20 protein-coding genes are annotated in these 20544 nt (G+C 61.8%); 12 read left to right on the top strand and 8 right to left on the bottom strand.

Annotation, left to right across the window (positions count from 1 at the left end):
• Positions 1-167: 167 nt before the first annotated feature.
• Positions 168-890: a flagellar type III secretion system pore protein FliP gene (gene fliP / locus QZ564_RS11410; RefSeq protein ID WP_297109625.1), complete on the bottom strand. Its 723-nt coding sequence runs from the start codon at positions 888-890 to the stop codon at positions 168-170.
• A 31-nt stretch (positions 891-921) separates the two neighbouring features.
• The gene (locus QZ564_RS11405; RefSeq protein ID WP_297109563.1) at positions 922-1545 is read right to left on the bottom strand and encodes a flagellar biosynthetic protein FliO; all 624 of its coding nucleotides are present in this window, start codon (positions 1543-1545) and stop codon (positions 922-924) included.
• A 221-nt stretch (positions 1546-1766) separates the two neighbouring features.
• Here QZ564_RS11405 and flgB point away from each other — a divergent pair, with 221 nt between their 5' ends.
• The 8 genes from flgB to QZ564_RS11365 all read left to right on the top strand — a co-directional run bounded on the left by flgB (position 1767) and on the right by QZ564_RS11365 (position 8553).
• Positions 1767-2174, top strand: coding sequence for a flagellar basal body rod protein FlgB (gene flgB, locus QZ564_RS11400; RefSeq protein ID WP_297109560.1), 408 nt, complete (start codon positions 1767-1769; stop codon positions 2172-2174).
• A gap of 10 nt (positions 2175-2184) precedes the next feature.
• Positions 2185-2595 carry a flagellar basal body rod protein FlgC gene (flgC, locus tag QZ564_RS11395; RefSeq protein WP_297109557.1) on the top strand — a complete coding sequence of 137 codons (411 nt, stop codon included), beginning with the start codon at positions 2185-2187 and terminating at the stop codon, positions 2593-2595.
• Between the two features lie 21 nt (positions 2596-2616).
• On the top strand, positions 2617-2952 hold the full coding sequence (locus tag QZ564_RS11390) for a flagellar hook-basal body complex protein FliE (protein ID WP_297109554.1): 336 nt from the start codon (positions 2617-2619) through the stop codon (positions 2950-2952).
• A 161-nt stretch (positions 2953-3113) separates the two neighbouring features.
• Positions 3114-3380 (top strand): flagellar biosynthesis protein FliQ, encoded by a 267-nt coding sequence (gene fliQ / locus QZ564_RS11385; protein WP_297109552.1) that lies wholly within the window; start codon positions 3114-3116, stop codon positions 3378-3380.
• A 1-nt stretch (position 3381) separates the two neighbouring features.
• Positions 3382-4149, top strand: coding sequence for a flagellar biosynthetic protein FliR (gene fliR, locus QZ564_RS11380; RefSeq protein WP_297109549.1), 768 nt, complete (start codon positions 3382-3384; stop codon positions 4147-4149).
• 3 nt (positions 4150-4152) lie between these two features.
• Positions 4153-5241 (top strand): flagellar biosynthesis protein FlhB, encoded by a 1089-nt coding sequence (flhB, locus tag QZ564_RS11375; RefSeq protein WP_297109546.1) that lies wholly within the window; start codon positions 4153-4155, stop codon positions 5239-5241.
• A gap of 78 nt (positions 5242-5319) precedes the next feature.
• On the top strand, positions 5320-7932 hold the full coding sequence (gene cckA, locus QZ564_RS11370; RefSeq protein ID WP_297109542.1) for a cell cycle histidine kinase CckA: 2613 nt from the start codon (positions 5320-5322) through the stop codon (positions 7930-7932).
• Between the two features lie 225 nt (positions 7933-8157).
• Complete coding sequence (locus tag QZ564_RS11365) at positions 8158-8553, top strand: DUF2237 domain-containing protein (RefSeq protein WP_297109540.1); 396 nt, start codon at positions 8158-8160, stop codon at positions 8551-8553.
• 24 nt (positions 8554-8577) lie between these two features.
• Here QZ564_RS11365 and QZ564_RS11360 read toward each other — a convergent pair whose 3' ends face one another.
• From QZ564_RS11360 to araD1, 4 genes are all read right to left on the bottom strand, one after another.
• A complete protein-coding gene (locus QZ564_RS11360) occupies positions 8578-9066 on the bottom strand; it encodes an SRPBCC domain-containing protein (protein ID WP_297109537.1) in 489 nt (162 codons plus the stop codon).
• Between the two features lie 11 nt (positions 9067-9077).
• On the bottom strand, positions 9078-9431 hold the full coding sequence (locus tag QZ564_RS11355; protein ID WP_297109534.1) for a metalloregulator ArsR/SmtB family transcription factor: 354 nt from the start codon (positions 9429-9431) through the stop codon (positions 9078-9080).
• Between the two features lie 55 nt (positions 9432-9486).
• The gene (locus QZ564_RS11350) at positions 9487-10506 is read right to left on the bottom strand and encodes an aldo/keto reductase (RefSeq protein WP_297109531.1); all 1020 of its coding nucleotides are present in this window, start codon (positions 10504-10506) and stop codon (positions 9487-9489) included.
• 284 nt (positions 10507-10790) lie between these two features.
• Positions 10791-11786 (bottom strand): AraD1 family protein, encoded by a 996-nt coding sequence (araD1, locus tag QZ564_RS11345; protein WP_297109528.1) that lies wholly within the window; start codon positions 11784-11786, stop codon positions 10791-10793.
• Between the two features lie 274 nt (positions 11787-12060).
• Between araD1 and recA the strand changes: the two genes are divergently transcribed.
• The 3 genes from recA (at position 12061) to QZ564_RS11330 (ending at position 16656) form a co-directional block, all read left to right on the top strand.
• The gene (gene recA / locus QZ564_RS11340) at positions 12061-13134 is read left to right on the top strand and encodes a recombinase RecA (RefSeq protein WP_297109525.1); all 1074 of its coding nucleotides are present in this window, start codon (positions 12061-12063) and stop codon (positions 13132-13134) included.
• A 176-nt stretch (positions 13135-13310) separates the two neighbouring features.
• Entirely contained in the window at positions 13311-15950 is a 2640-nt protein-coding gene (gene alaS, locus QZ564_RS11335; protein WP_297109522.1) for an alanine--tRNA ligase, read from the top strand.
• A gap of 262 nt (positions 15951-16212) precedes the next feature.
• Positions 16213-16656 (top strand): hypothetical protein, encoded by a 444-nt coding sequence (locus tag QZ564_RS11330; RefSeq protein ID WP_297109518.1) that lies wholly within the window; start codon positions 16213-16215, stop codon positions 16654-16656.
• 12 nt (positions 16657-16668) lie between these two features.
• Here QZ564_RS11330 and QZ564_RS11325 read toward each other — a convergent pair whose 3' ends face one another.
• Complete coding sequence (locus QZ564_RS11325) at positions 16669-17553, bottom strand: DMT family transporter (protein WP_297109515.1); 885 nt, start codon at positions 17551-17553, stop codon at positions 16669-16671.
• A gap of 307 nt (positions 17554-17860) precedes the next feature.
• On the opposite strand from QZ564_RS11325, the gene QZ564_RS11320 reads away from it, so the two are divergent.
• Complete coding sequence (locus QZ564_RS11320) at positions 17861-19534, top strand: VWA domain-containing protein (RefSeq protein ID WP_297109512.1); 1674 nt, start codon at positions 17861-17863, stop codon at positions 19532-19534.
• A gap of 48 nt (positions 19535-19582) precedes the next feature.
• Here QZ564_RS11320 and QZ564_RS11315 read toward each other — a convergent pair whose 3' ends face one another.
• The gene (locus QZ564_RS11315; RefSeq protein WP_297109509.1) at positions 19583-20317 is read right to left on the bottom strand and encodes a DUF2807 domain-containing protein; all 735 of its coding nucleotides are present in this window, start codon (positions 20315-20317) and stop codon (positions 19583-19585) included.
• Between the last annotated feature and the right edge of the window lie 227 nt (positions 20318-20544).

Genomic DNA, 20544 nt, shown 5'->3' with positions numbered 1-20544 from the left:
CCTTATGTATATTAAACTATACAATGTGTCTATGTTCGTGGACATTTTTGGGCGTCGGCCGCAAGTGCCAGCGTGGTTTTGAGTTGCGACATGGCCCAAGGGAATGCGTCCGAGGGCGCAGCGCTGCCAGGGTGCTTTTCTTGATGCCGTGTGAGGTTGGCCGGTCGCTAGCCGGTAAAGCTGCGAACCAGCGAACCGGCCACGAGATACCACCCATCCACCAGCACGAAGAAGATCAGCTTGAAGGGCAGCGAGATGATCACCGGCGGCAGCATCATCATGCCCATGCTCATCAGCACCGAGGCAACGACCATGTCGATGACGACGAAGGGCAGGAACAGCAGGAAGCCGATCTCGAAGGCGCGCCTGAGTTCGGAGATCATGAAGGCAGGGATGAGCAGTTGCAGCGGAATGGCCTCCGGCTCATCGGGCGGCTCGGCCTCCGTCAGGTCGTAGAATAGCTCGAGGTCCCGGTCGCGCACGTTTGCACGCATGAATTCGTGGATTGGTGCGGCGCCTGCGTCGAAGGCCTCGGCGAATTCGATCTCGCCGGCCATTAACGGGGCGATGCCCTGCTCATAGCTCTGCTGCAGGGTGGGTTGCATGATGAACAAGGTCAGGAACAGTGCCAGCGACACCATGACCGTATTGGGTGGCGCGGTCTGCAGGCCGATAGCCGTCCGCAGCAATGAGAGCACCACCACGATGCGGGTGAAACTCGTCACCATCACCAGGATGGAAGGTGCCAGCGACAGCAGAGTGATCAAGCCGATGAGCTGAATGGCCCGCTCGGTCAATGTCGTCTCGTCACCAAAATCTATGGAGAGGTCCTGCGCGAAAGCGCCGGTGGACCAGAGGATCAGAAAGCCTGCGGCGGTGACGAGCGGCAGCCAGCGTCGCCAGCGCAAGGGTCGCGCTGGGTCAGTTCCGGTTGGCCTGATCGCCGTTCTGGTGCTCAAGCGCTTCGCCCTGGCTCGCCTTGTCGTCGCCGTCCTCTTTAGCTGAGTCGGCGGACTGCCCGTCGGGCGTGTCCGGGTTTTGCACGGATAGTGTGGGATCCTGTACGCTCACTGGACGCAGCAAGCCGGTGTGGCGCAGCGAACGGACCGGGCGCTTGGCTGGCTCGGGTACATGGGGGGCCGGCGCTTCTGGTTCGGGTGCCTTCTCGGCCACATTCTTGCCGGGGGCAGGGTTCGTGCGCCGGCCAGAAAGCGATGGCAGGCCGCGTCGTGCTGGCTGGGCCGGTGCCACTTCGACGACCGGAATGCCCGTTTCGACCACGACGTCCTGCGGGCCTCCGGTCAGGATGAGATGCTCGACATCGTCGCGCCGCACGATGATCAACTGACGCTTCTGGTCGAGGGCGAGCGTGTCCACCACGCTGAGCCTGCGGTTGCGCCCGCGCACCGCGTTTCCCGATACGTTGGAAATCAGCTTGAGCAGCCACACCCCCAGCACAATCAGCACCAGGACGATGCCGAGGGCCAGGACCATCGTCAGGACGGTATTGCCGCTGCCGCCAAACAGGCCGGTTATGAATTGCAAGGGCCGCGTCTCCAGAGCATGTCGGTTCGGTCCCCGCACATAGCGCGATTCCAGGTTCGGCAATAGATGCCGGCGCCTCAACGCGGCACTTCCTGCCTAGCTGATGCAGCAAAACTGCAGCTTGCAACGGATTTCGCGGGTCGAACTGGCAGGGTTAACGCCCTGTTAACCAAATGCCCGGCAAGAATTGCCTAATTGATTATGTCGCGGGAGCTCGGCCCATGGGCCTTATGGATATGCCAGTCTTTTCGGCGCTGACCGACAAGATGCGCTGGCACCAGACCCGACAGGGCGTCCTGGCCGAGAATGTCGCCAATGCCGAGACGCCAGGTTATCGGGGCCGCGATCTCAAGCAATATGATTTCGCGGACCGCCAGGGGATGATGCGGTCCTCGGCCGTGGTCACCACGGTCACGCAGCCGATGCATTTTTCCGCGTCTTCGGGCGAGGGTGCGGCATTCGATGCGCAACGCATGGCCAATTTTGAGATCACGCCGGAAGGCAACGGCATCACGCTCGAGGACGAGATGATGAAGGTGACCACCAATATGATGGACTATCAGGCCGCCACTTCACTTTACCAGAAGTCCATCCGCATCCTGCGCGTCGCGCTGGGCAAGAACGCGTAAGGGGTAAGCCATGGACTTCAACGCCTCCCTCCGCATCGCCGCCACCGGTTTGCACGCGCAAACGGCGCGTATGCGTGTCATCGCGGAAAACATCGCCAATGCCGATTCAGCCGGCAAGGCCCCGGGTGATGAACCCTATCGCCGCCGCATTCCGACATTCGAAACCAGCTTCGACTCCGAAGTGGGCGGGCGCGTAGTCGAGATCGGCAAGCTGGCCTACGACATGAGCGCCTTCACCTCGCGCTATGAGCCGGGACACCCCGCCGCCGACGAGAACGGCTATGTCCAATATCCCAACGTCAACACGCTGATCGAGACGGTCGACATGCGTCAGGCCCAGCGTAGCTACGAGGCCAATCTCAACGTCGTCACCGTGACCCGCCAGATGCTCGGGCGAACGCTCGACATCCTGCGCGGCTGATAGGCAGAAAAGGCATTCACCATGGCCGTCACAAATACCCCATTCAACGCCGCCGCTGCCGCCTATGGCAATGCCAGCCGCCTGATCAACCAGGCTGCCAGGCCGCAAGCGGACATCACTGCCAACGCCTCCCCGGCGGGTGGGAATTTCGCCGAAATCCTCGCGCAGAACGTTCAGGGTGTCGTTGACCAGGGTAAGGCCGCCGACCAGATGGCGCTCGACATGGTCAGTGGCAAGGCCAATGTGGTGGACATGGTCACCGCGCTCAGTGAGACCGAGATGGCCATCGAGAGCATGGTCACCATCCGCGACAGGGTGATCTCGGCCTATGAAGAAATCATGCGGATGCCGATCTGATCGGCTTCGTGCTACGGCCTATGCTTGGTCGTCATTGCCCGGCTTGACCGGGCAATCCATGCGAGGAAGTGGTGGATCACCCGGTCAAGCCGGGTGATGACGATGGAATGGTGGGGCTGGAGGTGTAGTCTAAACGGGTGATTCCACCGGAAAGCTAAGCCATGACCGGCGCAGAAGTGCTCGATATTGCCAGCCAGGGGATCTGGACGCTGATCATCGTCTCGATGCCGATGATGCTGGTCGGGCTGGTCGTCGGCGTGGTGATTGCGCTGTTCCAGGCTTTGACGCAGATCCAGGAAATGACCCTGGTCTTTGTGCCCAAGATCATTGCCATCTTCATCACCATGCTGATCACCCTGCCTTTCCTCGGGGCGACCATGGCCGGCTATATGGACCGGGTGGTGGACATGATCATCGTGGGCGGCTGACGTGACGATCAGCCTCGACTGGCTCCCCGCGACCGCCTTTACCTACATCATTCTGTTCGCGCGCATTGCGGCACTGCTGATGCTGATGCCGGCGCTGGGCGAGCAGACCATCCCGGTCCGCATGCGCCTCAGCTTCGCGCTCGCCTTTACGCTGGTGGTCTACCCGCTGCTCAGCGGGGTCATCCCGGCCATGCCGTCTGATCTGGCCGGCATGGTGGGGCTGCTGGCCCATGAGCTTGCTGTGGGGCTGATCATCGGGGCAATCGTGCGGATCACGGTCATGGCCACGCAGGTGGCCGGCACCATCGTCGCCTTTCAGACCGGCCTGTCCGGTGCTCTCGCGGCCGATCCGACCCAGATGGGCGTGCAGGGTGCAGTGTTCTCGAGCTTCCTGTCTTTCCTGGGCATCACCCTCATCTTCGCCACCGATTTGCACCATATGGCGCTGGCGGCGATCTATGACAGCTACATGGTGTTCTCCCCGACGGATCCACTGATGTTCGAGGACGCGATGCAACTGGCGGTGCGCACGGTCAGCGGGGCCTTTGCGGTCGGCGTGCAGATGTCAGCGCCCTTTATCGTCTTCGGTCTCGTCTTCAATCTTGGCGCCGGCATCCTGGCGCGGCTGATGCCGCAATTGCAGGTCTATTTCATCCTGATGCCGGCCAACATCATCGTCGGCCTGCTGCTGTTTGCGATCCTCCTGGTGATGATGATGGGCTGGTACATCGCCGCCTTCGAAAATCACCTTGCGATGTGGAGGGGCTAACCTATGTCGGATGAGGCCCCCGATCAGGACTCCAAAACAGAAGACCCTTCCCAGAAAAAGCTCGAGGACGCGCACAAGAAGGGCGATGTGGCCAAGAGCCAGGAGGTGACGACCTGGTTCATGCTGATGGGTTCAGGCATCGTCTTTGCCATGCTGTCCCCCTGGATCAGCACCCAATTGAGCCAGTCGCTGAGCCTGATCTTCATGAATGCCGACCAGTTCGATGTGGAAGGCGCCGGCTTTGCCGACTTCTTCAACGGACTGGCGCTGGCCATGATCGGGCTGGTGCTGATACCCCTTGCGGTGCTGATGGTGTGCGGCATCCTTGCCAATTTGGTGCAGCACCGTCTGGTCTGGTCGCTGGACCCCATAAAACCCAAGCTCTCCAAGGTCTCGCCGATCGGCGGCTTCAAGCGCCTGTTCTCGACCGACGCCCTGGTCAATTTCGGCAAGGGCCTGGTCAAGATCGCCGTGGTTGGGGCCATTGTGGTTGCCATTTGCTGGCCCGAGCGTGACCGGCTCGATACCATGATGACGGCCGACCCGATCATGATCCTGATGGATTTCCAGGAGATCGGGATCAAGATCTTTGCCGCCGTGCTGGCGGTGATCACGGCCATCGCGGCTGCGGACTATTTTTATGTCCGCCAGAAATGGTGGAAGCGGCAAATGATGACCGTTCAGGAGACGCGCGAAGAATACAAGCAGATGGAAGGCGACCCGCATGTTAAGGGTCGCATCCGCCAATTGCGCCAGGACCGTGCGCGCAAACGCATGATGGCCGCCGTTCCCGACGCGACCGTGGTCATTACCAACCCGACCCACTTCGCGGTGGCGCTGAAATACGACAAGGGCATGGCCGCGCCCAAATGTGTCGCCAAGGGCGCCGATGCGGTGGCTTTCCGCATTCGTGAACTGGCCAAGGATCACGATGTCCCGATTGTCGAAAATCCGCCACTCGCACGTGCTCTGTTCGCCTCTGTGGATATCGACGAGACGATACCGACCGAGCACTTCAAGGCGGTGGCCGAAGTCATCGGCTTCGTGATGCGTCTCAAGAAGCCTGGCGGCGGCTGGCGGCCGAGTGCGTAGTGGCGAAGGTGCCTCCATCCACGGCAAAACGCCCCTTCGGCCTCCCGCCGGGCCGGTCCATTTGCTAGACCTTTTCCCATGTCCCGATTCGGGACGCTACGCAGCGCTCTGGAGCAGAACCCCATGGCATCGACGCCGCTCGGCGAGGACAGCTATCCCGAACCGGTCCTGAATTCAGGGCGGGGTGGCGCAGGGCTGTGGCGTGTGGCCTTGCTGGCCGCGGTGCTGGTTTCGGTCGCTATCGCCTTCTCGCTGTTCGGCGATCGCATTCCGCCCGAACTGGTCATGACCTTTGTCGGCCTGTTATCCGTGGCAGGTGTGTTCTTCCTGTTCGGGCTGGCTGCCGGGCTGTTCCGATTTGCTGCCAGCGAAGACCGGCGGACCCTCAGCCACGCGGTGGTCGACAGCCTGCCCTTCGGCGCCGTGATTGCCGATCGCGAGGGCAAGATCACCTATGTCAATCAGCACTATGGCGGCTTTCCCGGCGCCATGACCAATGGCGTACCGGTTGGCGTTCCCCGCCTGTTTTCGGGTTATGCCGATGCAGGCGAGGCGATCTACAGGCTGTCCAAGGCAGCGCGCGACGGGCGCAGCGCCATCGAGGACATTCGCGTGCCTGGCGGGCTGGGTGGATCGCAATCCGAGGCCGGCCGGGTATTCTGGTATCGCGTGTCGGTGCGGCCGCTGCCGCAGACCGAGGACAGCCGGAAGCCATTGGTGGCGTGGTCGGTCGAGGACATCACCCGCGACCGCGAGAACAACGAGACGGCCTTTCGCGACCTGCAGCGCGCCATCGACTATCTCGATCATTCGCCCTCAGGCTTCTTCTCCGCCGACGCGCATGGCCATATTCAATATCTCAACTCGACCCTGGCCGATTGGCTTGGCTACGACCTGGCCGAGTTCAATGCCGGGCAATTGACGCTCACCGACATTGTGCGCGGCGATGGCGCTTCGCTGCTGATGCGGGGCAGGGGTGACGGGGAAATCCGCACCGAAATCATCGATATCGACCTTGTCCGCCGCAATGGTACGGCCCTGCCGGTGCGCCTGCTGCATCGCGCTGCGCGGCTGGCCGATGGGGAGTTGGGCGAGACCCGGACCCTGGTGCTCGACATGTCGAGCGCGCCGGACACGGAAGAGGAATTGCGGGCCGCCGAAGTCCGATTCTCGCGATTTTTTAACGACACCCCATTTGCGATCGCCACGCTGGACGCCCAGGGGCGGATCGTTCGGACCAATGCGCCGTTCGGGCGCATTTTCCATTGGTCGGGCGAGGACAAGAGCCTGGAACTGCAGCCGCTGAGCGCGCTGATCGGCGAAGGCAGCCGTGACAAGCTCGACAAGGCGTTGGCCGACGCCATGGCGCAACGCTCCGAGGTTGCGCCGGTCGATGCCGCCCTCAGCGTCGAGGGCGATCATGCCGTCCGCCTCTACATTTCGGCCTCCGAGGTCAGCGCCGGCTCGCCCGAGCAGGTCAATGTCTATGCGCTGGACATGACCGACCAACGCAAACTGGAAGCCCAGTTCGCGCAGAGCCAGAAGATGCAGGCTGTCGGTCAACTGGCGGGTGGTGTGGCCCACGATTTCAACAACCTGCTCACCGCCATTATCGGCTTCTCCGACCTGTTGCTGCTCAAGCACAAGCCCGGCGATCCTTCGTTCAACGAGCTGATGCAGATCAAGCAGAACGCCAATCGTGCGGCTGGCCTCACGCGGCAGTTGCTGGCCTTCTCGCGCCGCCAGACACTCAGGCCGCAGGTGCTTGAACTGCCACTGATTGTTGATGACCTGACGGTGCTCCTGAAGCGCATGATCGGCGAGAAGAATAATCTCACGGTCGAGCATGGCCGCAATATCTGGCCGGTGCGCGCCGATGTGGTGCAGCTCGAACAGGTCATCATCAATCTGGTGGTCAATGCGCGCGACGCCATGCCCAATGGCGGCTCGATCACCCTGCGGACTGCCAATGTCACCAAAGCGGAGAGCGAGAGCCTGAGGTTTGAGGGCATGGTAGCGGCGGACTATGTGCTGATCGATGTTGAGGATACCGGCACCGGCATGAGCCCGGAGGTGCTGGCCAAGATCTTCGAACCCTTCTTCACTACCAAGGAGCTGGGCAAGGGCACCGGCCTGGGGCTTTCGACGGTCTATGGCATTGTCAAGCAGACCGAGGGCTTCATCTATCCGGTCTCGACGGTGGGCGTGGGTACGACCTTCAAGATTTTCCTGCCCCGCTATGTGCCGACTGCCGAGGAATCGGCTGCCAAGGCCGCTGCAGCGGCGGCCCCTGCCAAGGACCTAACCGGTCACGAGCGCATCCTTTTGGTCGAGGACGAGGAAAGCGTGCGCGCCTTCTCCGCTCGCGCCCTGCGGGCGACCGGATACGAAGTTTTCGAGGCGGACGGGGGCGAGGAAGCGCTCGAAGTGCTTGAAGACCTAGACTACCAAGTCGATCTCATTATTTCCGACGTCGTGATGCCGGAAATGGATGGACCGACCATGCTCAAGGTCATTCGGGACAAGATGCCCAAGCTCAAGATCATCTTCGTTTCAGGCTATGCCGAGGAAAGCGTGCGCCGCGACATCGAGGACGATCAGAGCGTCGACTTCCTGCCCAAACCCTATTCGCTCGACCAGATCAACTCCAAGGTCAAGGAAGTGCTGCGGCGGATGGACAAGGGCGAGTAGCCAATTGTCGGGCCAAGTGAGACACTCGCTTCTTGTCGGGCCAAGTGAGACACTCGCTTCTGGTGGGGGCGAGTATGTTCAGCACGTGATGCTGTTACCCCCCTCATTCCCTCCCCATCAAGGGGAGGGAGGCGCAGGGGCCAGGCGCCGGTGTTCATCGTCTCCCTCCCCCTGTGGGGTGGGATCAAGGGTGGGGTGTCTCACCCAAGGGAGTTGAGGTCGTTCATGACCGCTGTGCCACGCATCGAAGGCCAGTCAGAACTGAATGTATTGGGCGAGCCGCTGCAGCCCTGTTCGCACGACCCGCTAACCGGCTATTTCCGCTCGGGCTATTGCGCGGCAGGCCCGGAAGGGCAGGCGGTGCATCTGGTTTGCATATTGGCGTCCGACGATTTCCTCGCCTATTCGGCCAGCGTCGGCAACGACTTGTCGACACCGCGGCCGGAATTCAATTTCCCGGGCCTGGTTGCCGGCGATCAATGGTGTCTGGTCGCGGCCCGCTGGGCGCAGGCCCATAATGCCGGTAAGGCGCCGCGCGTGTTCCTGCGGAGCACCAACCAGCGGGTGCTGGATCTCATTCCGTTCGAATTTCTAAAGGCTTATGCGATTGATCTGAACTGATGATTCCGCGGGAAGAGGTGCGTTTCACCCCGGCACGCTGGCCAGCAAGCGATCCAAGCTCTGAAAACTCATCTCCATGCCCTCGGCCATGCCCGTCGAAGCGACCATGTCGCGATGGGCCAGCGAAGTATAGGTCAGGGTGTTGACCAGTTTGGTGCCCTGTTCCTCCTGCGCGATGCTCAGTTCGGCGCGATAGGCTGGCCCCATGACGCCGCCGTCGAAGACTTCCTGGCTGTCGATATAGCGGATGGCCTCTATCTGATCGATGTCGCCCGACAGGGCGAGGAAGCCGTTGTCCGGCCCATGCCACTCGAAGCGATAGGAGCCGCCGACGCGTGCGTCATAGGTACAGACCGGCATGGTCCAGCCCTCAGGGCCGGTAAGCCAGCGGCGAATGAGGCTGGGTTGCGTATAGCAGGCATAGACCAGATGCGGCGGTGCCACGAAACCGCGCTCGATGACGATTTGGGTGTCCGTGGGTGTGGTGACTGAGAGGGGATCGCCATATCGCATCGGAAATGCTCCTAGTTCTTGCCCGCTGCTGCCTCCAGGCGCTGCAGTTCATCCAGCAGGTCGTCGAGCCGCCCAAACTGCGCCGACCAGTACTTGCGGTATTCGATCAGCCAGCCGGTGGCTTCGGCCAGGGGCTGTGCCTCAAGGTGGACCGGGCGCTTCTGGGCGTCGCGGCCGCGCGAGACCAGCCCGGCCTTCTCCAGCACCTTGAGATGCTTGGAAATGGCAGGCTGGCTCATGTCGAACGGTTCTGCAAGCTCCATCACCGTCACATCGCCCTCGGCCGCAAGCCGCGCCAGTATGGCCCGTCGCGTGGGATCGGACAGGGCGTGAAAGGTGGCATCGAGACGTGCGGTATCAGCCATGCAGAACAGTCCGGTTACAGAACCAGACAGTTATATCCAGTGGGAGCGAAAACCGTCAAGCGGCGCCGCCGGGAATTGGCGTGCCCTCGGCAAGCAGGCCTTCTTCGGCCAGGGTTGACCAGAGCGCTTTCGGGATCTTGACGTCCCACCAGCCCAGAATGCCATCGAGTTCTTCTGGCGAACGCGGGCCGGGCAAGACATTGCAAACGGCCGGGTGGGTGAGGGGGAATTGCAGCGCGGCGGCGGGCAGGGGCACGTTGAACGATTTGCAGACCGCCTCGATGGCGCGGACGCGGGCGACCACATCATCCGGCGCCTTGGCATAGTTGAACTTGTCACCACCCACCAGAATGCCGGAATTGAACGGGCCGCCGACCACCACGGAGGCCTTGCGCTCGATGCAGGTGGTCATGAAAGGCGCCAGGGCTGTCTGTTCGAGCAGGGTATAGCGGCCAGCCAGCAGGAACACGTCCCAGTCGCCGAGGTCGAAAGCGTCCATGCACACCTGCCACTCATTGACCCCCAGGCCGATGGCCTTGACTGCGCCGCTGTCACGCAATTCGCGCAGAGCCTTGTAACCACCCGTGGCGAGCTGGTTCCAAAGTGGCTTATTGCCCTCTACGCCATGGGTCATGGCGCCGATATCGTGCACATAGAGGATATCGACCCGCTCCAGCCCCAGCCGTTGCAGGCTGTCTTCATGCGACCGCATGACTCCGTCATAGGAATAGTTATAGACCTGGTCGAAGGGCAGCGGATCGACCCAGTTCCCCTTGTCCTGCACGGCCGGGTCCACCGGCCGCAGCTGTCGTCCGACCTTGGTGGATATGATGGGGCGCGGGCTGGCCTCGCGGACCACTTCGCCCACCAGGTGCTCGGAACGCCCCAGGCCATATTGGGGGGCGGTATCGACATAATTGATTCCGGCGCTCAGGGCATGACGCACGGTGGCGCGAGCCTGATCGGCCGGAACCGCCGAGAAGATGCCGGCCAGGCTGGCGCCGCCCAGACCCAGTGTCGTCATCGCCAGATCGGTCTGGGCAACCCGGCGTTTCTCGAAGCTGCGTGTGGTCATGTCATCCTCCCGTAAGCCTGGGCGATAACTGACATGTTAGTTGATCCGAGTAAAGCAGGAAGCCTTGCGGGGCGCATAAAGGCCCGCGCCGGCTATTCTTTTCGCTTGCGTGCCGCCAGCACGATAAGAGCGACCCCCGCCAATATGGCGAAAAGGACGATCGCGAAGCCCGAATACAGCCAGAAAATATCCATGGTCAGCTCTCCGGAAGTTTCCGGAGAGCCTATGAGCGTTGGTCCCGTTCTGCTTGACGAAGGTCAAGGAATGCAGGGGTTGTGGCAGGTCTAGTAGAGCCCGCCGATCACCACCGGCTTTTCCTCTTCCACCCGCACCGGATTGCGCAGGGCCAGTCCGAACTGGCTTTCCTCGATTTCAAAGACGTCGTCGGGCTTGGTCGAGATGCCGTCGGCGAAGCTCAGTGTCGCAGTGCCGAACATGTGCACGTGCACATCGCCAGGCTGGCAGAACAGGTCATATTTGAAGTGGTGGTATTCCAGATTGGCGATGGTGTGGCTCATATTGTCCTCGCCACTGAGGAAGGGTTTTTCCCATAGCACCTGGCCATCGCGGAAGATGCGCGACATGCCCTCAATGTGCCGTGGCAGATCACCGACGCGCAGTTCGGGCCCAAAGGAGCAGGCGCGTAGCTTGGAATGGGCCAGGTAGAGATAGTTGATCCGCTCGGTGACGTGATCGGAGAACTCATTGCCCAGTGCAAAGCCCAGGCGGCGCGGGCGGCCTTCAGGGTCGATGACATAAATACCGGCGATTTCCGGCTCCTCGCCGGCATCGAGTGCGAAGGAGGGGGAGGGGATGGCCTGTCCCGGATTGACCACGATATGGCCGTTGCCCTTGTAGAACCATTCAGGCTGCACGCCCTTTTCGCCGGGCGCGGGCTTGCCGTTTTCCAGCCCCATGCGGAACATCTTCATGCTGTCGGTCAATTCGCCAGCCGGCTTTTCGCCGTTGGTCTTGTGCATGGCGTCGCGGGTGGCCGCAGACCCCAGATGGGTCAGGCCCGTGCCCGTCACATGCAGATGGGCCGGATCGGGATGGTCGATCGGAGCGAGCAGGCGCCCCTCCTTGGCGAGCAATTGCTTGTCGATCGTCTCGCCAACGCCGCGAGCCTCGACCGCGGCCGGCAAGCCGCCGACGGTAGAGAACGCGCCCTGAACCAATTCATAGACGCTGGTCACGCCCTTGACCTGCCGGGTCTGCCCGTCATTGGTCACGCCGACGGCGCGGTTTCCCTTGTCATCATAATATTGGATCAGGTGCATGAGCGGTCCCCGGTTGGCAATTGGCGGCATAAAACGTGCCCCGGGGCCAACTGTCCAGTCAAAAATCATACTTTTTTACGGCGACTGACCGGGCAGCAGAATCGCCTTATCTCCGGGGTGGAAGCGTCTCCGATGTGAAATCGCGATGTTCTCATTTTGTCTCTTGACGGTGCTGAAACAAAATGAGAACAAATAAAGCACGAATAGAACACAGCCAACATCAGCCACCTCTCGTTGCATGGGCTCCGGGAGCGTGAAATAAGGAGACAGCAACATGGCAGCTTCGCCGCTTCGCGTCGTTGAGGGTGGATCGATGGATAAGGACAAGGCTCTTGCGGCGGCGCTGAGCCAGATCGAGCGGAATTTCGGCAAGGGCTCGATCATGCGGCTGGGCGAAAACCAGGCCGTTGAGGTCGAGGCGATCTCGACCGGGTCGCTGGGGCTGGACATTGCCCTGGGCATTGGCGGCCTGCCCAAGGGTCGAATCGTGGAAATCTTCGGGCCGGAAAGCTCCGGCAAGACGACGCTGGCGCTGCATGTCATTGCCGAAGCGCAGCGCAAGGGCGGTATCTGCGCCTTTGTCGATGCCGAGCATGCGCTGGACCCGGTCTATGCCCGCAAGCTGGGCGTCAATGTCGATGATCTGCTGATCTCGCAGCCCGACGCAGGTGAGCAGGCTCTGGAAATCACTGATACGCTGGTGCGGTCGGGCGCGATCGATGTTCTGGTGGTCGACTCGGTGGCCGCGCTGACGCCGCGAGCCGAGCTGGAGGGGGAGATGGGTGACAGTCTGCCCGGTCAGCAGGCCCGTCTGATGAGCCAGGCCATGCGCAAGCTCACCAGCTCGATCTCCAAATCCAAGTGCCTGGTCATCTTCATCAATCAGATCCGCATGAAGATCGGCGTCATGTATGGCTCGCCCGAGACGACGACGGGCGGCAATGCGCTCAAGTTCTATGCTTCTGTGCGCCTGGATATCCGCCGCATCGGCGCGATCAAGGATCGCGAAGAGGTCGTTGGCAACCAGACCCGCGTCAAGGTGGTCAAGAACAAGCTGGCGCCGCCGTTCCGCCAGGTGGAATTCGACATCATGTATGGCGAAGGCATCTCCAAGACCGGCGAATTGCTCGATCTGGGCGTCAAGTCCGGCATTGTCGAGAAGTCCGGCGCCTGGTTCTCCTGGGACAGCCAGCGCCTGGGTCAGGGCCGGGAGAACTCCCGCCAGTTCCTCAAGGACAATCCCGAGATTGCCGCCACTATCGAGCAGGGTGTGCGTGAGAGTTCGGGCCTGTTGGGCGAAGTGCTGCTGGTCGATGGTGGCGACGATACCGACAGCACTGATGACTGAGCGTCATTGACCCATCCCATGCAAGGCTTGAGGCACCGGTTCTCCGGTGCCTTTTTCTTGCCTTTTTGGCGGGGTGCGGCGCGCCGCAATGCTGGACAGGCCCGAGTTCTGCGGGATAGAAAGCGTCAAATTTCGTCCAAGGACGCGTCCGTGTCCTCGCCCAAGAAAGCCTTTGCATGACCAGCGTAAACGATCTTCGCTCCAGCTTTGTCGGTTACTTTGCCCGGAACGGTCACGAGGCCGTCGCCTCGAGCCCGCTGGTGCCGCGCAACGACCCGACGCTGATGTTCACCAATGCGGGCATGGTGCAGTTCAAGAACGTCTTTACCGGCGTGGAAAAACGTCCCTATTCGACAGCGGCGACGGCGCAGAAATGCGTCCGGGCCGGTGGCAAGCACAACGACCTGGACAATGTGGGCTTCACCGCGCGCCACCACACCTTCTTCGAGATGCTGGGGAATTTTTCCTTCGGCGACTACTTCAAGGACCGCGCCATCGAGCTGGCCTGGAACCTGCTCACCAAGGACTGGGGCCTGCCCCGGGAAAAGCTCATGGTCACCGTCTACCAGGACGATGACGAGGCCATGGAGCTCTGGAAGAAGATCGCGGGCCTGTCTGAAGACCGCATTGTGCGCCTCGGCGCCAAGTCGAACTTCTGGCAGATGGGCGATACTGGTCCGTGCGGTCCGTGCTCGGAAATCTTCTATGATCACGGCGACCAGATCTGGGGCGGCCCTCCCGGCTCTCCGGAGGAAGATGGCGATCGCTGGATCGAGATCTGGAACCTGGTGTTCATGCAGTTCGAGCAGCATGCCGATGGCAGCCGCACGGGTCTGCCACGCCCCTCCATCGATACCGGCATGGGACTGGAACGTATCGCCGCCGTGATGCAGGGCGTGCACGACAATTACGACATCGATCTGTTCAAGGCGCTGATCGGGGCGGCCGCCAATGCCACCAATGCCGACGTCAACGGCCCGGGCAATCGCAGCCTGCGCGTGATTGCCGACCATTTGCGCTCGATGAGCTTCCTCATTGCCGAAGGCGTGCTGCCGTCCAATGAAGGACGTGGTTATGTGCTCCGCCGCATCATGCGTCGGGCCATGCGCCATGCGACCTTGCTGGGCGCCAATGAGCCGGTGATCCACAAGCTCGTGCCCACCCTGGTGCGCGAGATGGGTCAGGCCTATCCGGAGCTCAGCCGCGGTGAGGCCATGATCACAGAGACCGTGCGCCTGGAGGAAGGCCGCTTCCTCAAGACGCTGGGCCGGGGCCTGCAGATTCTGGAAGCCGAGACGGCCGGATTGGGCGAAGGTGCCGTGCTGGATGGCGCCACCGCCTTCAAGCTCTACGACACCTATGGTTTCCCCCTGGACCTCACCCAGGACGCCCTGCGCTCGCGCAATATTTCGGTCGACCAGGCCGGGTTCGACGCGGCCATGGCCCAGCAGAAGGCGGAGGCCCGGAAGAATTGGGCCGGCTCGGGCGAGGCTGCGACGGATACGGTCTGGTTTGGACTGGCCGACAAGCTCGGCCCCACCGAGTTCCTTGGCTATGAGACCGAGACGGCAGAAGGCGAAATCAAGGTGCTGCTGATCGATGGGGCGGAGGTTTCGTCCATCTCGTCTGGCCAGGAAGGGATCGTGGTCGTCAACCAGACCCCCTTCTATGGTGAGAGCGGCGGTCAGGTCGGTGATACCGGGGTCATCAAGGGCGAGGGCGTGGTGGCCGAGGTATCCGACACCGGCAAGCACCACGGCGTCTTTGCGCACCGGGTCAAGGTCAGCGAAGGGACGCTCAAGGTCGGGCAGGCGGTCGAGCTGGTGGTTGATCACGATCGGCGCTCGTCCATCCGCGCCAATCACTCGGCCACGCACCTGCTGCATGAGGCGCTGCGGATCGTTCTGGGTGACCACGTCGCCCAGAAGGGTTCCCTGGTGTCGCCTGATCGCCTGCGTTTCGATTTCGTGCACACCAAGCCGATGACGCCGCAGGAAATGGCTGAGGTCGAGGACATCGCCAACGCCATCGTGTTGCAGAACACCCCGGTCGAGACGCGGCTGATGGGCGTGGAAGAGGCCAAGGAGTCTGGCGCCCGCGCGCTGTTCGGCGAGAAATATGGCGACGAGGTGCGCGTGGTCTCCATGGGCGAGCCCACGGGCAACGGCCTTGGCTGGTCCGTCGAGTTGTGCGGTGGCACGCATGTGCGTCGCACCGGCGATATCGGCCTGGTTTCGGTGGTTTCCGAGGGTGCCGTAGCTGCCGGCGTGCGCCGGATCGAGGCATTGACCGGCAATGCAGCGCGTCATCGCGGCAATACCAATACGGCCATTGTCGCATCGGCCGCCGGCCTGCTGCGTTCGGGCACCAGCGAGGTGCTGGACCGCATCGAGGCCTTGCAGACCCAACTCAAGAGCGCCGAAAAGGCGCTGGCCGACGCCCGGCAAAAGCTGGCCCTTGGCGGGGGCGGCGCAGCCGGCAGCGCGAGCGAGACCGTTAACGGCGTGACCTTTGTCGGTCGGGTCGTGGAAGGCGTCGCCGCCAAGGACATCAAATCGGTCGTCGACGCCGAAAAGAAGCGCGTCGGGTCTGGCGTAGTCGTTATGGTGCTCAAGGGCGAAGACGGCAAGGGCACGGTGGCCATTGGCGTGACTGACGATCTGACCGAGCGCTATGCCGCGGGCACCCTGATCAAGTCCGCCACGGCCGCTCTTGGCGGCCAAGGCGGGGGTGGACGGCCCGACATGGCGCAGGGCGGTGGGCCCGATGGCTCCAGGGCCGACGAGGCTATCGCCGCCATCCGGGCGCTGCTTTGATCTGCAGATAAGCGAAAATTCTAGCGATGCCGTTCAGCGTGCTACCATGCTGAACGGCGCTTTGCGTTTCGTCGGCCTGCCAATCGCGCTAGTATTGTCCCTTAGGTAGGGAAAGTCGGCGAGGATGAGCGGACGATCAACTATCCTGTCCGAATGTGCCGCCGTGGCGTGCTGTGGTCCTGGCGCTCCACTGAGGAGTCTTGCGCATTTCGCTGAGGCAACAGGTTTCGGTCTTTTTGTTCATCACCAGGATGCGGCCGAGTTGGGCCGGCGCAAGGTGCCCAACCTCTTCTTCCTCTTGCATTTCGGGACCGAAGATGCGGAGAAGGCCGACATGCTCGCCCGGCTGCGGCGTTATCCTTCGCCCCGCGTCAGATTGGCGCCGATCATCCTTGTGGCGCAGGATTGCGATGCCGACACTTTCCTGCGCTACGTGCAGATGGGCTTCGATGACATTCTGTGCCTGCCGGACAGCGCCGAATTGCTGGTGGACCGGCTGATCGGCCAGCTCAATCACGACATCGTCTATATCGAGACGGCCGACTATCTGGGGCCTGACCGGCGGCGGATGGAACTGCCGGGTGCCGGTCACGCCAATCGCGTCTCGAATGCTCATCTCCATACACGGCTGATCATTCACCGCAGCTTGTCGAACGGCCCGGCCGTCCTGCAGCGGCAGGATCATTGGGACACCATCGTCTACTGATCACGCTGCACGCTACTGCCCGATGCGGAAGAAGAAGATGCGTGGCTTCCAGCGGATGCGCGGCTGCTCACTGAGGACGTTGAGCAGGCCGGCACTGACCACGATGACCATGCCCACAATGGCGATCCAGTCAGGATATTCGCCAAAGAACAGGGCGCCGAACAGGATGGCCCAGATCAACTGGCTGTACTGCACCGGCGCAATCAGATTTGCGGGGGTCTGGCGGCTGGCCTGGATAATCAGCAAACCACCCATGCCCCCAAGCAGACCAATTCCCAGCAGGATGGCCAGTTGTTCGATCGATGGCACGACGAAGGATGGCGCCATGAGCACGCCGTTGACAATGGCCGAGTAGAGCACCTGCAACCCCACTAGGCTCACGCGGCGCTCCTTGGGTGCGACATGCCGCAGGATGGTGGTGGTAAGCGCGCCCAGAACGGCCCCGGCCATCATCACGAAGTGGCCGGTTTCCAAAGCCCTCAAGCCTGGCCTTATGACCAGCACCACGCCCATGAAGCTGATGAAGAGCAGCACCCAGCGGTGCAGCGCCACATGCTCGCGCAGCAGCAGCACCGAAAGCAGGGTGACAAAGAGCGGCGTGGTGAAGCCAATGGCGTAAACCTCGGCAAAGGCAATATGGGTGAAAGCGTACATGACGCAGGCCGTGCCCGAGATCGCCGTCAGGCAGCGAAGATGCACCAGCCAGGGATGGTGCAGTCGATACATGTCGCGCCAGCGCTCGCCGCGCTTGGTCAGCATGGCCGGAATGATGGAAAAGCTGGTGGTGAAAAAGGCAATTTCGAAGACAGAAAGGGCGGGGCCCGTCGCCTTGATCAGGGCGTCCGCCATCGAAAAGCTGGCATAGGCCAGAAAAGCCAGAATGACGCCGACGGGCATCCTCAATATCCAAAAATAGGGAAAGACTCGGGGAAGGAACGTCCTACCATACTAGCCATTTGCCCGGCCGTCATTACGGCGCGGAGGGGAAATGACATAGACCAGGGCACTGTCCATTCGGCGTGGCGGTCAGTTGGTCATGGGGCATTGCTTGGGCGGTATCCCGGCCCGGATTGAAAAAGGTGTCGTTCGGGCTGTCGTTGGCACATAGTCTGAACTTGCCGTTCATGCTGGCTTCATCGACCGCATGGCTTTTTCGTGGCGCGGTCGCCGGTGGCGGCGACGATTTTGCTTGGAGGGCGAATTCATGAAGTTATTGCACAAGACCATGCTGGGGATCATTGCCGCCCTGGGGCTGGCTATTCCCGTTATGGCGGCGGAACGCGCCATCATTGTCCTGGATGGGTCGGGGTCCATGTGGGCCCAGATTGATGGCGAGGCGCGCATCACCATTGCGCGGGAGACCCTTTCCGAAGTGCTCTCGGAACTGCCGGCCGATCTCGAATTGGGCCTGATGAGTTATGGTCACCGCGAGAAGGGCAATTGCGGCGACATCGAAATGCTCGTCGAACCGGCGGCAAATACCGGTGCCGCCATCGCCGGGGCAGCCGGGGACATCAATCCCAAGGGCATGACCCCGTTGAGCGATGCTGTGCGCCTGGCGGCGGAAGAGCTGCGCTATACCGAAGAGAAAGCTACGGTCATCCTGATTACCGATGGCCTGGAAACTTGCGAGGTCGATCCGTGCGCGCTCGGCGGTGAGTTGGAAGGGCAGGGCATCGACTTCACCGCGCATGTGCTGGGATTTGGCCTGTCGGATGAGGAAGGCCGCCAGGTGGCGTGCCTGGCTGAAAACACCGGCGGCAAATATCTCTCCGCGCAGGATGGCAATGATCTGGTCGAGGCGCTGACCCAGACCGTGGCAGAGGTTGCGCAGGCTGAGCCCGAAGCAGCGCCCGAGCCGGCTCCCGCGCCGCAGCCGGTTGTGCTCGAAAAGAACTTTACGATCGAGATGACCCTGGCTGAAGGCGGTGACCTGCTCACCGACGAGAATGATGATGCTGTCTATTGGGAGCTCAACCAGGGCGGCGACACGATTGACTATGGCTACGGCATACCGCTCAAGCAGATCGAGCCGGGCGAATACGAGCTTCTGGCGCGCTTCGGCCCGATCGAACAGACCCAGTCCGTTGAAATCACTGCCGAAGAGCTGGCATCCCCCTATTTCGTCATGAATGCCGGCATCGTCATCCTGCGGGCCTACGCCTCTGAGGGCGAGCCGGTTGCCGATGGTGCGGCGCTCAATGTCTATTACGAGGGCGGCGATGACTACGGCTATGGCGAGGGCACGTTCGAGGTGCCGGCTGGCCAAGTGACGGTTATGGCCAAGGTCGGGCAGGGCGAGGTATCCGAAACCTTCGCCCTGGCCGCCGGCGAAACGGTCGAGAAGGATCTGGTCGCCGGAGTTGGCCTGGCGGTCATCAATGGCAGCTATGTCGAGGGCATGGCCATTGAAGATGGCGGCATGGCAGTCAACGTTTACAAGGCGGCAAAGGCAATCGACGGCTCTCGGGAAGAGGTGGGCTACGGCTATGGCCCGGGCAACGAGTATCAGCTGACGCCCGGCGATTATGTCGCCGAGGTACGCATGAACGCGGCGCGCGCCGAGGTGCCTTTCACCGTCGTCGGCGGTGAACGTGTCGAGGTCGATGTGATCATCGACGCGGGCGTGGCCGCTCTTTCCATGCCCGAGGCCAAGTCTTTCCAGGTCTTTTCGGCTCGAAAGGACATTCAGGGCAACCGGGAAGATATGGGTTACGGCTATGACACCGAATATCAGACGACGCTGCCGGAAGGCGACTATGTGGTGGTCACCCGCTACGATGATGACAGCGAGACCGAAACCGCTTTCTCGGTTGTGGCCGGTGAACGCGTAGAGGTGACGGCCCAGAAGGGTGTGGCTAAATCCAAGTCGAAGTAGTTCCGTCCCCGACATGGAAAGGGCGCCACCCGGCGCCCTTTCCTGCAACTAGTTGTCGAAATGAATGTCTCCGCCGCTTGAGGACTCCACGTCCCTTTGCTGCGGATTGCCTTCGATGGTGATGTCGGCACCACTGGAGGCGCGGGCGCGCACCTGCTGGGTGATGCGGACATCGATGTCCGCACCGCTCGAGGCCTCGATCCGTCCCGAGACGGCTTCCAGGGCCTCCGCATCGATATCGGCGCCACTGGAGGCATTGAGCGCAATATCCTCCGCACTGCCGGACAGGGCGATATCCGAACCGCTGGAGGCGCTTGCGGACAGCGCCCGCAACCGCGCCTCCGTCAGTTCGATATTGGCGCCGCTGGAGGCGTCGAGTTCCAGGCTGTCGGACATGATGTCAACCAGTTCGATGTCGGCGCCCGAACTGGCCAATGCGCTCTCAAGTGCTGGGACGGAGATGTCGAGGGATACGGCGTTGCCACCGCTCAGGAGCATGCCGACTAGTCCGCCGGAGAGGATGAAATCGAGAAAGTTGCTTTCGATCCGCGCCACCAGAACACCGCCGCGCACTTCGAGTTCGAGCTTGTCCAGCGCATCGGCGCTGCGGGACCGGGCGATGACGGAAAACGTCTCTGCTTGGGTAATTCGCGCCTCGATGCCGGTTGCAATATCAACCCCGGTGAAGCCTGAAAGGTCGAAGTTCTTTTCCTGTCCATGTGCTGCGCCGGTCAAGGCAAGGCCCGTCAATCCGGCCGCGATCAGTGTGGTCCTGGTGGTCATGGTTGTCTCCCTCAATGCACTGATTGGCAGATGGGGACGCGCGGCCCGGTTTCAACGCTTGGCCCGAACGGAAAAGCGCCTTGAGGCTCTTGATAGGCACGTCTTTGTTACCTAAGGGCGCAAGAAAAAGCCGGGGTAGAACCCCGGCTTCAGACTGCTGACAAACCCCTGGCGTTTGCCGGGGGTTTTTGATTCACTGGGTCATGTTGCGAAAACCTGGCCCCGAA

This window comes from uncultured Devosia sp., from assembly GCF_913055165.1.
Classification (GTDB): domain Bacteria; phylum Pseudomonadota; class Alphaproteobacteria; order Rhizobiales; family Devosiaceae; genus Devosia.
This window is presented reverse-complemented; position numbering and strand designations above follow the sequence as displayed.

Excerpts from the sequence above, each read along its gene's own strand:
- flgB (WP_297109560.1), top strand. The coding sequence starts at position 1,767 with ATGGGCCTTATGGATATGCCAGTCTTTTCGGCGCTGACCGACAAGATG.
- flgC (WP_297109557.1), top strand. The coding sequence starts at position 2,185 with ATGGACTTCAACGCCTCCCTCCGCATCGCCGCCACCGGTTTGCACGCG.
- QZ564_RS11390 (WP_297109554.1), top strand. The coding sequence starts at position 2,617 with ATGGCCGTCACAAATACCCCATTCAACGCCGCCGCTGCCGCCTATGGC.
- fliQ (WP_297109552.1), top strand. The coding sequence starts at position 3,114 with ATGACCGGCGCAGAAGTGCTCGATATTGCCAGCCAGGGGATCTGGACG.
- flhB (WP_297109546.1), top strand. The coding sequence starts at position 4,153 with ATGTCGGATGAGGCCCCCGATCAGGACTCCAAAACAGAAGACCCTTCC.
- cckA (WP_297109542.1), top strand. The coding sequence starts at position 5,320 with ATGTCCCGATTCGGGACGCTACGCAGCGCTCTGGAGCAGAACCCCATG.
- QZ564_RS11365 (WP_297109540.1), top strand. The coding sequence starts at position 8,158 with ATGACCGCTGTGCCACGCATCGAAGGCCAGTCAGAACTGAATGTATTG.
- QZ564_RS11360 (WP_297109537.1), bottom strand. The coding sequence starts at position 9,066 with ATGCGATATGGCGATCCCCTCTCAGTCACCACACCCACGGACACCCAA.
- QZ564_RS11355 (WP_297109534.1), bottom strand. The coding sequence starts at position 9,431 with ATGGCTGATACCGCACGTCTCGATGCCACCTTTCACGCCCTGTCCGAT.
- QZ564_RS11350 (WP_297109531.1), bottom strand. The coding sequence starts at position 10,506 with ATGACCACACGCAGCTTCGAGAAACGCCGGGTTGCCCAGACCGATCTG.
- araD1 (WP_297109528.1), bottom strand. The coding sequence starts at position 11,786 with ATGCACCTGATCCAATATTATGATGACAAGGGAAACCGCGCCGTCGGC.
- recA (WP_297109525.1), top strand. The coding sequence starts at position 12,061 with ATGGCAGCTTCGCCGCTTCGCGTCGTTGAGGGTGGATCGATGGATAAG.
- alaS (WP_297109522.1), top strand. The coding sequence starts at position 13,311 with ATGACCAGCGTAAACGATCTTCGCTCCAGCTTTGTCGGTTACTTTGCC.
- QZ564_RS11325 (WP_297109515.1), bottom strand. The coding sequence starts at position 17,553 with ATGCCCGTCGGCGTCATTCTGGCTTTTCTGGCCTATGCCAGCTTTTCG.
- QZ564_RS11320 (WP_297109512.1), top strand. The coding sequence starts at position 17,861 with ATGAAGTTATTGCACAAGACCATGCTGGGGATCATTGCCGCCCTGGGG.
- QZ564_RS11315 (WP_297109509.1), bottom strand. The coding sequence starts at position 20,317 with ATGACCACCAGGACCACACTGATCGCGGCCGGATTGACGGGCCTTGCC.